The 15157-nt window shown below is 59.7% G+C and carries 13 protein-coding genes; 7 read left to right on the top strand and 6 right to left on the bottom strand.

The window, feature by feature from the left end:
* Positions 1 to 76: 76 nt before the first annotated feature.
* The gene (locus EJA70_RS14195; protein WP_008082590.1) at positions 77 to 556 is read right to left on the bottom strand and encodes a nuclear transport factor 2 family protein; all 480 of its coding nucleotides are present in this window, start codon (positions 554 to 556) and stop codon (positions 77 to 79) included.
* A gap of 55 nt (positions 557 to 611) precedes the next feature.
* Positions 612 to 1175 (bottom strand): TetR/AcrR family transcriptional regulator, encoded by a 564-nt coding sequence (locus EJA70_RS14190; RefSeq protein WP_158831512.1) that lies wholly within the window; start codon positions 1173 to 1175, stop codon positions 612 to 614.
* Positions 1176 to 1379: 204 nt separating this feature from the next.
* On the opposite strand from EJA70_RS14190, the gene pssA reads away from it, so the two are divergent.
* On the top strand, positions 1380 to 2723 hold the full coding sequence (gene pssA / locus EJA70_RS14185; RefSeq protein WP_158831510.1) for a CDP-diacylglycerol--serine O-phosphatidyltransferase: 1344 nt from the start codon (positions 1380 to 1382) through the stop codon (positions 2721 to 2723).
* Positions 2724 to 2855: 132 nt separating this feature from the next.
* Here the strand turns inward: pssA and efeO (EJA70_RS14180) are convergent, their stop codons facing one another.
* The 4 genes from efeO (EJA70_RS14180) to efeU are packed head-to-tail and all read right to left on the bottom strand — an operon-like array spanning position 2856 to position 7072.
* Positions 2856 to 3680 carry an iron uptake system protein EfeO gene (gene efeO, locus EJA70_RS14180; RefSeq protein WP_008082584.1) on the bottom strand — a complete coding sequence of 275 codons (825 nt, stop codon included), beginning with the start codon at positions 3678 to 3680 and terminating at the stop codon, positions 2856 to 2858.
* A gap of 28 nt (positions 3681 to 3708) precedes the next feature.
* Positions 3709 to 5007: an iron uptake transporter deferrochelatase/peroxidase subunit gene (efeB, locus tag EJA70_RS14175; RefSeq protein ID WP_158831508.1), complete on the bottom strand. Its 1299-nt coding sequence runs from the start codon at positions 5005 to 5007 to the stop codon at positions 3709 to 3711.
* Positions 5008 to 5024: 17 nt separating this feature from the next.
* Positions 5025 to 6224, bottom strand: a complete 1200-nt coding sequence (efeO, locus tag EJA70_RS14170) for an iron uptake system protein EfeO (RefSeq protein ID WP_158831506.1) — start codon at positions 6222 to 6224, stop codon at positions 5025 to 5027.
* 8 nt (positions 6225 to 6232) lie between these two features.
* The gene (efeU, locus tag EJA70_RS14165; protein ID WP_158831504.1) at positions 6233 to 7072 is read right to left on the bottom strand and encodes an iron uptake transporter permease EfeU; all 840 of its coding nucleotides are present in this window, start codon (positions 7070 to 7072) and stop codon (positions 6233 to 6235) included.
* A 262-nt stretch (positions 7073 to 7334) separates the two neighbouring features.
* Here efeU and EJA70_RS14160 point away from each other — a divergent pair, with 262 nt between their 5' ends.
* The 6 genes from EJA70_RS14160 to EJA70_RS14135 all read left to right on the top strand — a co-directional run bounded on the left by EJA70_RS14160 (position 7335) and on the right by EJA70_RS14135 (position 14463).
* Entirely contained in the window at positions 7335 to 8351 is a 1017-nt protein-coding gene (locus tag EJA70_RS14160) for an AraC family transcriptional regulator (protein ID WP_158831502.1), read from the top strand.
* A gap of 302 nt (positions 8352 to 8653) precedes the next feature.
* Positions 8654 to 10318, top strand: a complete 1665-nt coding sequence (locus tag EJA70_RS14155; protein WP_158831500.1) for an AMP-binding protein — start codon at positions 8654 to 8656, stop codon at positions 10316 to 10318.
* Between the two features lie 16 nt (positions 10319 to 10334).
* Positions 10335 to 11096 (top strand): SDR family NAD(P)-dependent oxidoreductase, encoded by a 762-nt coding sequence (locus tag EJA70_RS14150; protein ID WP_008082577.1) that lies wholly within the window; start codon positions 10335 to 10337, stop codon positions 11094 to 11096.
* Positions 11097 to 11108: 12 nt separating this feature from the next.
* On the top strand, positions 11109 to 12302 hold the full coding sequence (locus EJA70_RS14145) for an acetyl-CoA C-acyltransferase (RefSeq protein ID WP_158831498.1): 1194 nt from the start codon (positions 11109 to 11111) through the stop codon (positions 12300 to 12302).
* A gap of 138 nt (positions 12303 to 12440) precedes the next feature.
* Complete coding sequence (locus EJA70_RS14140; protein WP_158831496.1) at positions 12441 to 13568, top strand: acyl-CoA dehydrogenase; 1128 nt, start codon at positions 12441 to 12443, stop codon at positions 13566 to 13568.
* 121 nt (positions 13569 to 13689) lie between these two features.
* Complete coding sequence (locus EJA70_RS14135; RefSeq protein WP_158831494.1) at positions 13690 to 14463, top strand: enoyl-CoA hydratase; 774 nt, start codon at positions 13690 to 13692, stop codon at positions 14461 to 14463.
* The last annotated feature ends 694 nt before the right edge of the window (positions 14464 to 15157 follow it).

Below are 15157 nucleotides of genomic sequence, written 5' to 3'. Positions count from 1 at the left end.
CGAAGGCTGCGATCTTTTGATCTTGAAAACAACATCAAAAGATCGCAGCCTTCGGCAGCTCCTACAGGGGTGGTGTTTACAGGCCGAGGTCGGACAGGCCGGGGTGATCATCCGGGCGGCGGCCCAGTGGCCAGTGGAACTTGCGCTCGCTCTCTTTGATCGGCATGTCGTTGATACACGCGTAGCGCTGGAACATCAGACCCTGCTCATCAAACTCCCAGTTCTCGTTGCCGTAGGAGCGGAACCAGTTACCCGAATCGTCGTGCCATTCATAGGCATAACGCACGGCGATGCGCGTATCGGAGTAAGCCCACAGTTCCTTGATCAAGCGATAATCCAGCTCTTTCGCCCACTTGCGGGTCAGAAAGGCTTTGGCTTCTTCGCGGTTGTTGGCGAATTCGGCACGGTTGCGCCATTTCGTGTCGAGGGTATAGGCCAGCGATACCTTTTCCGGATCGCGGGAATTCCAGCCGTCTTCGGCCAAACGAACTTTCTCGATGGCCGATTCACGGTTGAAGGGGGGCAGTGGCGGACGTAACTGGGCTGCAGTCGACATGTTCGGTCTCCCGGTCTAATGAGTAATTGAACAACAAGTCCGGCTTATCAAGGTATTACAGGCCCAATAACTTACGCGCCATGCATTGCGCATTATCGGCGGCACCGTGATCACCCATCACAAGCGCTACGGTAATGGCACCGTCAATCAGGATCAGCAACTGTTTGGCCAGCAGTTGCGGGTCTTCGGCGCCATATTCGGTACATAGCTCGCACACGTAGTCGAGCAGCTTCTGTTTGTGTTCCTTGGCCACCAGCCGCACCGGGTCGCTCGGGTCGCCGGTTTCGCCGCTGGTGTTGATGAATGCACAACCGCGAAAGCCTTCCGAGGCAAACCAGCCGTTGAGTACGGTAAACAGGTTGAGCAGGCGATCGGCTGGGGTTTCGGCTTGATCGACGGCGTTTCGGTACCAGTGCATCCAGCGAATGTCACGACGTTGCAAAGCGGCGGCAACCAGTTCGTCTTTATCCGCAAAATAACGGTAGATGCTTTTTCTCGAGACACCGGCGGTTTTCACCAGAAGATCCATGCTGGTGGCAGCGATGCCACTTTTGTAGATCAGCTTTTCGGTGACATCGAGAATGATGTCGCGGGTATCACTGTTATTGATTTCGTTCATGTGGCGAACAGTAGAACGGTTGTTCTCCTTTTGCAATTGTTTTTTAAGATCAAAATATCGCAGCCTTCGGCAGCTCCTACATTGGTCTGTGTAGGAGCTGCCGAAGGCTGCGATCTTTTGATCTGTTTACAGGCACTAACAAGACCCGAAGGATGCGATGGTGTAAGCTCTCGGGTTCTTCGGATTCGACCCATTGCGAGCCCTATGCCGTTGCTTTTCAAACGTTCCTTGCTGCCCAAACTGCGCAGCTTCACGCTGACCGCCGAGGCCGTGACCATTCTGTCCGGCGCCGCCGAGTTCCGTCGTTGCCTGCTGGAAAAAATCGCCACGGCGACCCAGCGCATCTACATCGTCGCGCTGTATTTGCAGCAAGACGAAGCCGGTCAGGAAATCCTCGATGCCTTGCACGCCGCCAAGCTCAAACGCCCTGAGCTTGAAATCGCCGTGGTGGTCGATTGGCTGCGCGCCCAGCGCGGGCTGATTGGGGCCGGCAAGCAGCCGGGCAATTCGGCGTGGTACCAGGACATGACCCGCACGCACCAGAGCGAAGTGCCGGTGTACGGCGTGCCAGTGCAGACTCGCGAGCTGTTCGGCGTTCTGCATTTGAAAGGTTTCGTGATCGACGATTGCGTGGTCTACAGCGGTGCCAGCCTGAACAACGTTTACCTGCACAAGTTCGACAAGTACCGTTTCGACCGTTATCACGTGCTGCAAAGCCACGAACTGGCGGACTCGATGCATCATCTGGTCAAGCATGGCCTGATCGAATCCAAAGCTGTGCATCGCCTCGATCTGCCCAACCTGCCGACTACGCGCAGCCTGCGCAACGACATCGGTGATCTGCGCAGTCGTCTCAAATATGCAACGTACGACACCGCCACTGGCAGCACTGCCAGAGACGGTCTGTGCGTTACGCCGTTGCTTGGTGTCGGCAAGAACAACCCGTTGAACCGGGCGATTCTCGAGTTGATTGCCAGCGCGCAAAAGCAGCTGACCATTTGCACGCCGTATTTCAATTTGCCGCTGGGGGTCATCCGCGAGATCAACCGCGCATTGGCCCGTGGCGTGAAGATCGACATCGTCGTCGGCGACAAGACCGCCAACGATTTCTACATCCCGCCGAGCGAGCCGTTCAAGGTGATCGCCGCGCTGCCGTACCTGTACGAGATCAGCCTGCGCCGCTTCGCCAAGCGCCATCAACGCAACATCGACAGCGGCCAGTTGAACCTGCACTTGTGGCGTGATGGCGATAACACCTATCACCTCAAGGGCATGTGGGTCGATCAGCGTTATACGCTGCTGACCGGCAATAACCTTAATCCACGGGCGTTCCGTCTGGATCTGGAAAACGCGTTGCTGATTGAAGACCCGAAGGGGGAATGGCTGGCGCCGCGGGCGAAGGAGCTGGAAGAGATTTTCCGCCATACCACGCGGATCGAGAATTTCCAGAGCCTGGAGACATTGCCGGAATACCCGGCCGGGGTGGCCAAGTTTCTCAAGCGCGTGAGTCGGGTGCGGATTGAGCGGTTGCTGTACCGGATACTTTAGCGCTGCTGAAAATGCCATCGCTGGCAAGCCAGCTCCCACAGTGTTCTTGGTGATCCACAAATATTGTGTACACCCAAGAACCTGTGGGAGCTGGCTTGCCAGCGATGGGGCCCGCTTAGACGCTACAAAAAATCAATTCAGACCGAGCTTCCCACGCAACGTGGACAGGTCTTCCGCCAGTGTATTCACCGGACCGACCAGCGCTTTACGATCGTTATCCTTCACCTTGTCGTAGGTTTCGAACCCGCCATCCTTGGTCTTGTACTTGGCCAGAATCTTGTCGACCGTGGCAAAGTTCTTGTCGACCTTCGCGACGAATGCCTTGTCCTGCTGCTCGATCTGCGGACGGAACAAATCGACGATTTTCTTCGCGCCGTCGATGTTGCCCTGGAAGTCATACAGGTCGGTGTGGCTGTAGCGATCTTCTTCACCGGAGATCTTGGTTGCGGCCACTTCTTCCAGCAGCGCAGCAGCGCCACCGACTACTTTTTCAGGCGGGAAGGTCAGGCCGGCGACGCGGGTTTGCAGGTCTTTGACGTCGCTGTTGAGCTTGTCTGCCAGCTCGTTCAGGCCTTGGGTGCTTTTCTCCGAGAACAGCGTGTACTCGATGCGATGGAAACCGGTGAAGTCGTCAGCCTTCACGCCTTTCTCGTGGTCGTCGACGCGCGAATCGATGGACGCATCGAGGTCACTGAACAGCTCGGCAATCGGCTCGATCGACTCGTAGTAAACGCGGGTCGGTGCGTAGAGTTTTTGCGCGGTGGCCAGGTCGCCTTTTTTCACGGCGTCGGTGAACTGTTGAGTGTGGCTGCCCAACTCATCGAGTTGCTCGGTGACGTAAATCTTGTAGTCCGACACCGGCCCGACCAGATCCAGCGGCGCTGTCGCGGCGAACGCCGACAGCGGGGTGTTGAGCAAACCAAGGGTCAGCAATAACGCGAGTGGCGTCTTCTTCATGGGGCGGCTCCAGTGTTGAATGTTGTTTTTATGCAGCGGTTTTGGGTTGTGTGGCGTTGAGCAGCGAGCGACCGATGAAATCCTTGTCGCCCGTGACACCCGGCAGGGTGAAGAAGTAACCGCCGCCGACCGGTTTGAGGTATTCCTCAAGCGGTTCGCCGTTGAGACGGGTCTGCACGGTAATAAAGCCTTTTTCCAGATCAGCCTGGTAACAGATGAACAGCAGGCCCATGTCGAGCTGGCCGTTCTTGTTGACGCCGTTGGAATAGTTGAACGGCCGACGCAGGATCAGGTTGGCCTGGCTCGCAGCGGTGCGCGGGTTGGCCAGACGAATGTGCGCGTCGAGTTTGGTCAGCTTGCCTTCCGGGTCTTTGTGGTAGTCCGGGACTTCAGTTTCGTGTTTGCCACCGATAGGCGCGCCGGAGGTTTTCACCCGGCCGAGGATGCTTTCCTGTTCCTGCAACGGTGTGCGATCCCAGCGCTCGACGAAGTTGCGGATGATCCGCACCGCTTGGTAACTGCCGTGCGCAGCCCAGGCCGGTTCGTCGCTGCCCGGTTGCACCCAGACGATGCTGTCCATGGCTTTGCTATCGTTGGAGTTCGGGTTGGCCGAACCGTCGCGGAAGCCGAGGAAATTGCGCGCCGATTGCGCCGGCACACCGGGTTTGGCCGGGGCTTGCGGCGGCACGCTGCCTTCCTGTTTCCAGCGCACCAGCAGCAGGTCGGGCAGGTTCTTGACGATGTCGCGCAGGGCGTGAATGTTGGTGTCGGTGGTGTTGGAGCAAAACTGCAGGCTCAGGTCGCCGTGGCAGCAATCGGCCTCCAGCGCATCGTTGGGGAAACCGACCATGCGTTGCAGGCGCTTGGGCTTGGCGTCGGCCAGACCGAAGCGCTCGTCGAACAGCGATTCGCCGACGGAAACGGTGATGGTCAGGTTGTCCGGCGTCACGTTCGGGCCGAGGATGCCGGAATCTGGCGGCGGCAGTTTCGGGTCGATCTGCTCAATCAGGCCGCCCTTCATCAGGAAAGCGATGCGCTCGTTGAGGGTGCGGAACAGTCGCTCAAGGTCTTCGCGATCACTGGCCAACACGTCGAACGAAACGAGCATGCCGGATGCGGGGCGCGGGGTAACGATGCCGGTCTGGTGCACGCCGTGGAAATCGTGGCGGTCTTCGGTCTTGTCGCTGCTCGGTGCTTCGGTGACTTGTGCCGGCGCGGCGGCCATGGCCGGGCAGCTCAGGGCTGAACCGGCGAGGGCGACACCGGCGGCGCCCATGCCCATCAGGACACGGCGACGTTGCAGGTTGAGGGGTTCTGAATCGTTCATCGGTACTCGTCTTCTGCTTACAGGCCGGAGAGGCCGAGGGCGGGATCAATGCCATCCAGTGCGTCGGCCAGAGCCTGAGCCTTGTCGGCGATCTGCTTGCGTTGTTCGCCGCTGACGGAGTCGTAGCTGGCGTAGCCGTCCTTGATCTTGTAGCTGTTGAGTTCGCTGTCGAAGTCGGCCAGGGCCTTGTCGATTTTTGGCAGAAGGTCGGCGGCGGATTTGCTCAGCATTGGCCGCAGCAGATCGACGACTTTGTGCGCGGTTTCGGCATTCGCAGCGAAACCGTTGAGGTCGCTGTGGCTGTAGCGTTCCTCTTCACCGCTGGCTGCACGAACGTCGGCCAGAGTGTTGAGGTTGCGCACGACGATGTTCACCAGTTGCTCCGGTGGCAGCGATTGCGCGAGCAGTTGCTGTTTGAGCGTGGTGACGTCGCTGAGCAGGCGCTGGGCAACTGGCGTCAGCTCATCGAGTTTGCGCTGCTGGAACAGGCCGAATTCGAGGCGGTGGAAGCCGACGAAGGCTGGATCCAGCTCGCGTTTTTCGAAGTAATCAGCGCGGGCGTTGATGCTGTTGTCCAATTCCGCCAGGCGTTGCGCGGCCGGTGCCAGGCGCTGATACGCCGCACGGGCGGGCAGGTACAGCGCCTGAGCCTGGCTCAAGTCGCCGCTTTCAATCGCTTGATTGAGCGCGGTCACGGCTTTGATTAGCGCGCTGCTCTGGCTGGCCAGGTACACACGGAATTCCGACAGCGGCCCGACGAAAGCGACCATCGACGGTTTGGCTTTCGCGGCCGCATCAGAGGCGGCAGTCGGCGTGACGTGCAAGGTGCCGCGCGGGTTGCTCAGCAGGCCACAGGTGATGGCGTAATCGCCGGGTTGCAGATTGGCGTTGATCACCTGGCTCAGGCCCGGCGCGATGTTTTCGCGTTCTTCGACAACCAGCACGCCGTCGAGGATTTCCCACTCCACGGCGCGGTCGGAGCGGTTGACGATGCGGAAACTGGCGCGGCCGGCCGGTACGGTCAGCGCATTGGGTTCGCAACTGCCCGGATGGATGTTCACCACCACTTCATCGTGATTGTGCTGACGCTTGGCCGCCGCCATTTTCGAGGCGTACCAGAACAGGCCACCGGCGGCGATCATGATGATCACCGAACCGGCCACCGCCCAACGCAAGGCGCGAGGAGGGGAGGCCTGAGGAGTATTAGGCTTTGACATGGATGCCCTTATTGGCTGGAAACGGAAGACGATTGCGCGGCGGGTTTGGGCGCGGGGAGGAAAAACATCACCAACGCCACCAGCAGATAAATCAGATAGGCACCAAGGGTGCTGACGGTCGGTGCATCCTGATAACCGAACATGCCGGCGAGTACCGAGCCCAGCGGGCCATCCATCGGCAGCGTCGCGCTGAAGTCGAACAGCACGGTTTGCAGGTGGTTCCACAGCCCGGCTTCATGCAGGGCCTGCACCGAATTGGCGAGAATCCCGGCGGCGACCACCAGAATGAACAGGCCGGTCCACTTGAAAAACGCCGAAAGATTCAGGCGCATGCTGCCGCTGTAGATCAGGAACCCGACGATGATCGCCAGGATCAGGCCGAGCAGCGCACCGATCGGCGCGCCCGGGCCTTCGCTCTGCTGGAACACCGCGAGGAGGAAGAACACCGTTTCCAGCCCTTCGCGGGCTACAGCGAAAAACACCATTGCGATCAATGCGATCACTTGGTGTTTCGAAGACGTCAGCGCGTGGTCCAGCGAGGCTTGCAGCGAATGCTTGATCGAACGCGCAACCTTGCGCATCCAGAACACCATCGAGCTGAGAATCCCCACAGCGACCAGCCCGACAATGCCTTCGAACAGTTCCTGCTGCTTCTGCGGAAATTCCGCGCTGACCAGTTCCAGACCACCACCGACCAGCAGGGCGAGGGCGGCGGCGAGGAAAACGCCGATCCACACGGCAGGCATCCACTGGCCACGGCCGGTTTGCTGGAGGTAGCTGGCGATGATGCCAACGATCAGCGCGGCTTCAATGCCTTCGCGCAGCATGATCAGAAAGGGAACGAGCATTCGGTGTCCAACTAAGTCATTCGAAGAGGTTACAAGTTGTAACATAATGACAACCATTCTCACATGACAATCATTGACACAAACCTGAACAGAAGCTGAACAACTCGAAGAACAACCATTCTCATGTAGGAGCTGCCGAAGGCTGCGATCTTTTGATCTGTTTTTTTACGATCAACATCAAAAGATCGCAGCCTGCGGCAGCTCCTACATGGGTTGCGGTAAGATGCTTGCCACTCAAAAACAACAAGGTTTACCGAGTTCCATGTCGGAAAAAGACACCATCGCCGTGCAACTGGTGCGTGAAGCGCTGCTGCAAAGTTGTGCCCCGGGCGTGGCCACGGAAGAAGTCTTGAACAAGGTCGGGATTGATCCGGCGCTGCTGCAATCCGAGGGCGGGCGGGTACCGGCCTCGCAGTACGCCAGACTCTGGCGTCTGCTGGCCCGGCGTGGCGACGACGAGTTTTTTGGCATGGACTCGCGCAAGCTGAAGTCCGGCAGCCTGGAATTCCTCTGCCGCAGCGCGATGGCGCAACCGACGCTGGCGGCGGGTTTGAGCACGGGGCTGAGCTTTCTGTCGTTGATGCTGGAGCGCCTGCCGGCGCAGTTGGTGCATCAACAGAGTCTCGCGGAAATCGTCCTGCTCGAAGACGACCCTGAGCCGCGCCGCGCCTTCACCTATTTCACCTATTGGATGATCGTCCACGGCGTTGCCTGCTGGCTGGCGGGACGGCGGATTCCGATTCTGGCCATCGAACTGCGCTGCCCTGAGCCGGATTTTACCGATGACTATCGGGTGATGTTCTCGGAGAACCTGCGGTTCGATCGCCCCCGTACGCGAATGATCTTTTCCGCGGATGGCCTTGAGCTACCGATCAAACGTTCTGCCGAAGAGCTGAAACGCTTTTTGGCCCACGCGCCGGCGAACATTCTGGTGAAGTACCGCGACCCGGAGAGTCTCGCCAGTCGGATCAAGCAGGATCTGCGGCAGTTGCCCGCTGAGCAGTGGCCGGAAACCGAGGCTTTGGCCCAGCAGTTGTGCATGTCGGCCTCGACCTTGCGCCGCCGACTGGCCGAGGAAGGGCAGACGTATCAGGGCCTCAAGGACAGCGTGCGCAAGGAATTGGCGATTGTCTGGCTGGCGGAGCCTTCGATCAGTTTTGTCGAGATTGCCAGCCGGTTGGGGTTTGCGGATGCGAGTTCGTTTTATAAGGCGTTTCGTAAGTGGTCGGGATCGAATCCGGGGCATTACCGCACGCTGATCCTCAATGAGGTTGTCTGACCCGGCCCTATCGCAAGCAGGCTCACTCCTACATTTGAAAGGCATTCCCCCTGTGATGATCGTTCCCACGCTCCGCGTGGGAATGCCTGATGGAACGCTCCGCGTTCCAATTCTGAAGTGGACGCAGAGCGTCCGGGGCTGCATTCCCACGCGGAGCGTGGGAACGATCGGTGTGGCAAGGCATGGCCAAACCAGTCAGCCACTTTGATGGCTTTGACCATTGCCCCAGCCCCCACACAGCGCGACTATCCCTCTGTTGTTTACGCTTCCCAGCCTAATAAAAACACAGAGGGATTCTGGCAATGCGCGATTACTTGTCTGCCACCACACAGTTCAACTATCAGCACACCGTGGATGCCGCGCTCAGCGGTACGCTTGAGGCACTCAATGCCTGCGTCGAATGCTGCGACCGTCATGCCTTGCCCGGGCGTATCGCGCTGTTCTGGGAAGGTCGCGACGGCGCCAGTGCGACGTACACCTTCAGCGATCTGCAAGACAAAGCCGCGCGTTTTGCCAATTTCCTTCTCGCCCAAGGCGTGCAGAAGGGTGACAAAGTCGCCGGCCTGCTGCCACGCAACATCGAATTACTCATCACCGTGCTCGCCACCTGGCGCATCGGCGCGGTGTATCAGCCACTGTTCACCGCGTTCGGCCCCAAAGCCCTTGAACATCGCCTGACCAGCTCAGGCGCCAAAGTGGTGGTCACCGACGCGGTCAACCGGCCGAAACTCGCTGAGGTTGCCGATTGCCCAACCCTCGTCACCGTCGGTGGCGCCAAGGGCCAGGGCATCGTCCGTGGCGATTTCAGTTTCTGGGCCGAACTGGCCAACTTTTCCAACGTCTGCGAGCCAGTGCTGCTGACCGGTGACGATCCGTTCCTGCTGATGTTCACCTCGGGCACCACAGGCCCGTCGAAAGCGCTGTCGGTGCCGCTCAAAGCCATCGTCGCGTTCCAGAGCTACACTCGAGATGCCGTGGATCTGCGCCCGGAAGATTCGTTCTGGAACGTCGCTGATCCGGGCTGGGCCTACGGCATTTATTTCGGCGTCACCGGCCCGTTGTCGATGGGTCACCCGATCACTTTCTACGATGGGCCGTTCACCCTCGAAAGCACCTGCCGGGTGATCAACAAGTACGGCATCACCAACCTCACCGGTTCGCCGACGGCCTATCGTCTGCTGATTGCTGGCGGTGACGAGTTCGCCAAATCGATCAAGGGCAAACTGCGCATTGTCAGCAGTGCTGGCGAGCCACTGAATCCGGAAGTGATCCGCTGGTTCGCCGACAACCTCGACGTGGTCATTCACGATCACTACGGCCAGACCGAACTGGGCATGGTGCTGTGCAACCACCACGGCCTCGACCACGCGGTTCACGTCGGCGCCGCCGGTTTTGCCTCGCCGGGCCATCGCATCGTCGTGCTCGATGATCAGTACAACGAGCTCGGTGTCGGCCAGCCCGGCATCCTCGCCATCGACCGCCCGCAATCGCCGATGTGCTGGTTCGGTGGCTACGAAGGTGCGCCGACCAAAGCCTTCGTCGGCGATTACTACTTGAGCGGCGACACCGTGGAATGGAATCCGGACGGCAGCATCAGTTTCGTCGGCCGCAGCGATGACGTGATCACCACCTCCGGCTATCGCGTCGGCCCGTTCGACGTGGAAAGCGCGCTGATCGAACACCCGGCAGTGGTCGAAGCGGCGGTCGTCGGCAAGCCGGACCCGGAGCGCACCGAACTGGTCAAAGCCTTCGTCGTGCTCAGTGCGCAATACCGCGCCGCGCCGGAGCTGGCCGAAGAACTGCGCCAACACGTGCGCAAACGTCTGGCCGCGCATTCGTACCCGCGTGAAATCGAATTTGTCAGCGAATTGCCCAAGACCCCGAGCGGCAAATTGCAGCGCTTTATCTTGCGCAACCAGGAAATCGCCAAGGCTCAAGAGGCCGCGGCGTCTAACGTTTCAGCTTGAATCAGGAAAGACAGTCATGCAGATCGAGAACAAGGTTTTTATCGTCACCGGCGGTGCATCTGGCTTGGGCGCGGCCACCGCTGAATTGCTGGTGAATGCCGGCGCCAAAGTGATGTTGGTAGACATGAATGCCGAAGCCGTCGCCGCTCAGGCCCAGCGTCTGGGCGCGCAAAGTGTGGTGGCTGACATCAGCAACGAAGCCGCCGCCGAAGCCGCCGTGCAAGCGACCGTCGCCGCGTTTGGCAGCCTCAACGGTCTGGTCAACTGCGCCGGTATCGTGCGAGGCGAGAAGATCCTCGGCAAGAACGGCCCGCATGCGCTGAGCAGCTTCGCCCAGGTGATCAACGTCAACCTGATCGGCAGCTTCAACATGCTGCGTCTGGCCGCTGCGGCGATTGCCGAATCCGAAGCCAATGCCGACGGTGAACGCGGTGTAATCATCAACACCGCCTCGGTGGCAGCATTCGACGGCCAGATAGGTCAGGCAGCTTACGCCGCATCCAAAGGCGCAATTGCCAGCCTGACTCTGCCCGCCGCCCGTGAACTGGCGCGTTTCGGCATTCGCGTGATGACCATCGCACCGGGCATTTTCGAAACGCCGATGATGGCCGGCATGACCCCGGAAGTGCGCGATTCGCTGGCTGCCGGCGTACCGTTCCCGCCGCGCCTGGGCAAGCCTGGCGAATACGCTGCACTGGTTCGCCATATCATCGAAAACAGCATGCTCAACGGCGAGGTGATCCGTCTCGACGGTGCCTTGCGCATGGCCGCCAAGTAAGGAGGATTTGTCATGACTATTTCCAACGATCCGATTGTTATCGTCAGCGCTGTGCGCACGCCCATGGGCGGCTTCCAGGGCGAACTGAAAAGCCTCACCGCGCCGCAACTCGGTGCTGCGGCGATCAAGGCTGCGGTTGAACGTGCCGGTGTCGCCAGCGACGCGGTCGATGAAGTGCTGTTCGGTTGCGTGTTGCCGGCCGGTCTCGGCCAGGCGCCGGCGCGTCAGGCTGCGCTGGGCGCCGGGCTGGATAAATCGACCCGTTGCACCACCGTCAACAAGATGTGCGGTTCGGGCATGGAGACCACCATTCTCGCCCACGACATGCTGATCGCCGGCAGTGCCGATGTGGTCATCGCTGGCGGCATGGAGAGCATGTCCAACTCGCCGTATCTGCTGGATCGCGCTCGCGCCGGTTATCGCATGGGCCATGGTCGCGTGCTTGATTCGATGTTCCTCGACGGCCTCGAAGACGCCTACGACAAGGGGCGCCTGATGGGCACCTTTGCCGAAGATTGTGCCGAGACCAATCATTTCAGCCGCGAAGCGCAGGATGCCTTTGCCATCGCCTCGACCACCCGCGCGCAGCAGGCGATTCAGGACGGCAGCTTCAAGGACGAAATCGTCCCGCTGACCGTGACCGTCGGTAAAGAACAGGTGCTGATCAGCAACGACGAGCAGCCGCCGAAAGCCAAACTGGACAAGATCGCCTCACTGAAACCGGCGTTCCGCGAAGGTGGCACGGTGACGGCGGCCAATTCCAGTTCGATCTCTGACGGCGCGGCGGCACTGCTGCTGATGCGTCAGTCGCAGGCGCAGAAACTGGGGCTGAAACCGTTGGCCGTGATCCATGGTCATGCGGCGTTCGCCGACACCCCCGGCCTGTTCCCGGTGGCGCCGATTGGTGCGATCAAGAAGCTGATCAAGAAAACCGGCTGGTCGTTGGGTGATGTCGATCTGTTCGAGGTCAACGAAGCGTTTGCCGTGGTCGGCATGGCGGCGATGACGCATCTGGAAATCCCCCACGACAAGCTCAACGTGCATGGCGGTGCATGTGCGCTGGGCCATCCGATCGGTGCCTCCGGTGCGCGGATTCTGGTGACATTGCTGTCGGCCCTGCGCCAGCGAAACCTCAAGCGCGGTATCGCTGCGATCTGCATCGGCGGCGGCGAGGCCACAGCCATGGCCGTGGAATGCCTTTACTAAACACACCACCCCTGTAGGAGCTGCCGCAGGCTGCGATCTTTTGACTTTGATTTTTGGAAAACAAAAGCAAGATCAAAAGATCGCAGCCTGCGGCAGCTCCTACAGGGGGTTGTGGTCAACCGGATTTAAGGATTCAGCATGATTCCCAACGAAGACCAAACCCAGATCCGCGACATGGCCCGGCAGTTTGCCGAGGAACGCCTCAAGCCGTTTGCCGCCGAGTGGGATCGCGAACACCGCTTCCCCAAGGAAGCCATCGGTGAAATGGCCGAGCTGGGCTTCTTCGGCATGCTCGTGCCGGAGCAGTGGGGCGGTTGCGACACCGGCTACCTGGGCTACGCCATGGCCCTGGAAGAAATCGCTGCGGGCGATGGCGCCTGCTCAACGATCATGAGCGTGCACAACTCGGTCGGCTGCGTGCCGATCCTCAAATTCGGCAACGACGATCAGCGCGAACGTTTCCTCAAACCGCTGGCCAGCGGCGCCATGCTCGGTGCCTTCGCTCTGACCGAGCCACAAGCCGGTTCCGACGCCAGCAGCCTGAAAACCCGCGCGCGGCTGGAAGGCGATCACTATGTGTTGAACGGCTGCAAACAGTTCATCACTTCCGGGCAGAACGCCGGGATCGTCATCGTCTTCGCGGTGACTGATCCGAGCGCCGGCAAGCGTGGGATCACGGCGTTCATCGTGCCGACCGATTCGCCGGGTTACAAGGTCGCGCGGGTCGAAGACAAGCTCGGCCAGCACGCCTCTGACACTTGCCAGATTCTTTTCGAAGACGTGAAAGTGCCGGTGGCCAACCGCTTGGGCGAGGAGGGCGAGGGCTACAAGATCGCCTTGGCCAACCTTGAGGGCGGCCGTGTCGGCATCGCCTCGCAATCGGTGGGCATGGCCCGTGCGGCGTTCGAAGCGGCGCGCGATTACGCCCGTGAGCGTGACACCTTCGGCAAGCCGATCATCGAACACCAGGCTGTCGCGTTCCGCCTAGCTGACATGGCCACGCAAATTGCCGTCGCCCGGCAGATGGTGCATTACGCGGCGGCCCTGCGTGACAGCGGCCAGCCGGCACTGGTCGAGGCGTCGATGGCCAAACTGTTCGCCTCGGAAATGGCCGAGAAGGTCTGTTCGATGGCATTGCAGACGCTGGGCGGTTACGGTTACCTCAACGACTTCCCGCTGGAACGCATCTACCGCGACGTGCGCGTCTGCCAGATTTACGAAGGCACCAGCGACATTCAGCGCATGGTCATCTCCCGCAACCTGTAAACCCACCCCGTGTGTAGGAGCTGACGAGTGCAACGAGGCTGCGATCTTTTGATCTTGAAAATCAAAGTCAACAGATCGCAGCCTGCGGCAGCTCCTACAGGAATGAATTCAGGAGTTATGTATGAGCTACGAAACGATTCTGCTGGAAAACCACGGCCGCGTTGGCTTGATCACCCTCAACCGTCCGCAGGCGCTGAATGCCCTGAACGCGCAACTGGTCAGCGAAGTGAACCAGGCGCTGGACATCTTGGAAGCGGACGCGAACATCGGTTGCATCGTCATCACCGGTTCGAAAAAAGCTTTTGCTGCCGGTGCCGACATCAAGGAAATGGCTGAGCTGACCTACCCGCAGATCTACATGGATGACCTGTTCAGCGACAGCGATCGTGTGGCCAACCGTCGCAAGCCGATCATCGCTGCAGTCAACGGTTTCGCCCTCGGCGGTGGCTGTGAACTGGCGCTGATGTGCGACTTCATTCTGGCCGGCGACAACGCCAAATTCGGCCAACCGGAAATCAATCTCGGCGTGTTGCCGGGCATGGGCGGAACCCAGCGTTTGACCCGCGCCGTAGGCAAGGCCAAGGCCATGGAAATGTGTTTGAGCGGGCGCTTGATTGATGCGGTTGAGGCTGAGCGTTGCGGGATTGTGGCGCGTATCGTGCCGAGCGATGAGCTGCTCGATGAAGCACTGAAAGTGGCTGGTGTGATCGCGAGCAAATCGCTGCCGATTGCGATGATGGTCAAAGAGAGCGTGAATCGTGCGTTTGAGGTGAACCTGACCGAAGGCGTGCGCTTTGAGCGCCGGGTGTTCCATGCGGCGTTTGCCACGCAGGATCAGAAGGAAGGCATGGCGGCGTTTGTGGCCAAGCGTGCGCCGGAGTTCACGGGCAAGTGATTTGAATCGAGCTCAAAAGCCCCTCACCCTAGCCCTCTCCCGGAGGGAGAGGGGACTGATTGGGGGATGCTTGCGAGGTACGCCGACCTGAAAGGGCTTTACCGAATCCATAATTGTTTGGTTTTATCCAATCGATAATCGACACGGTCTTTCAGGTCGATGCATGGCGAAAGACACCTCGGTCGGCCCCTCTCCCGGAGGGAGAGGAGACTGATTGGGGGATGCTTGCAAGGTACGCCGACCTGAAAGGGCTTTACCGAATCCATAATTGTTTGGTTTTATCCAATCGATAATCGACACGGTCTTTCAGGTCGATGCATGGCGAAAGACACCTCGGTCGGCCCCTCTCCCGGAGGTAGAGGGGACTGATTGGGGGATGCTTGCGAGGTACGCCGACCTGAAAGGGCTTTACCGAATCCATAATTGATTTGGTTTTATCCAATCGATAACCGACACGGTCTTTCAGGTCGATGCATGGCGAAAGACACCTCGGTCGGCCCCTCTCCCGGAGGGAGAGGGGACTGATTGGGGGATGCTTGCGAGGTACGCCGACCTGAAAGGGCTTTACCGAATCCATAATTGTTCGGTTTTATCCAATCGATAATCGACACGGTCTTTCAGGTCGATGCATGGCGAAAGACACCTCGGTCGGCCCCCTCTCCCTCTGGGAGAGGGCTGGGGTGAGGGAAAAGGG

Origin of the sequence: Pseudomonas sp. PB103 (assembly GCF_009764635.1) — a bacterium.
GTDB lineage: Bacteria > Pseudomonadota > Gammaproteobacteria > Pseudomonadales > Pseudomonadaceae > Aquipseudomonas.
The sequence above is the reverse complement of the archived record's forward strand: the minus strand, read 5'-3'. Positions and strand labels throughout refer to the sequence as shown.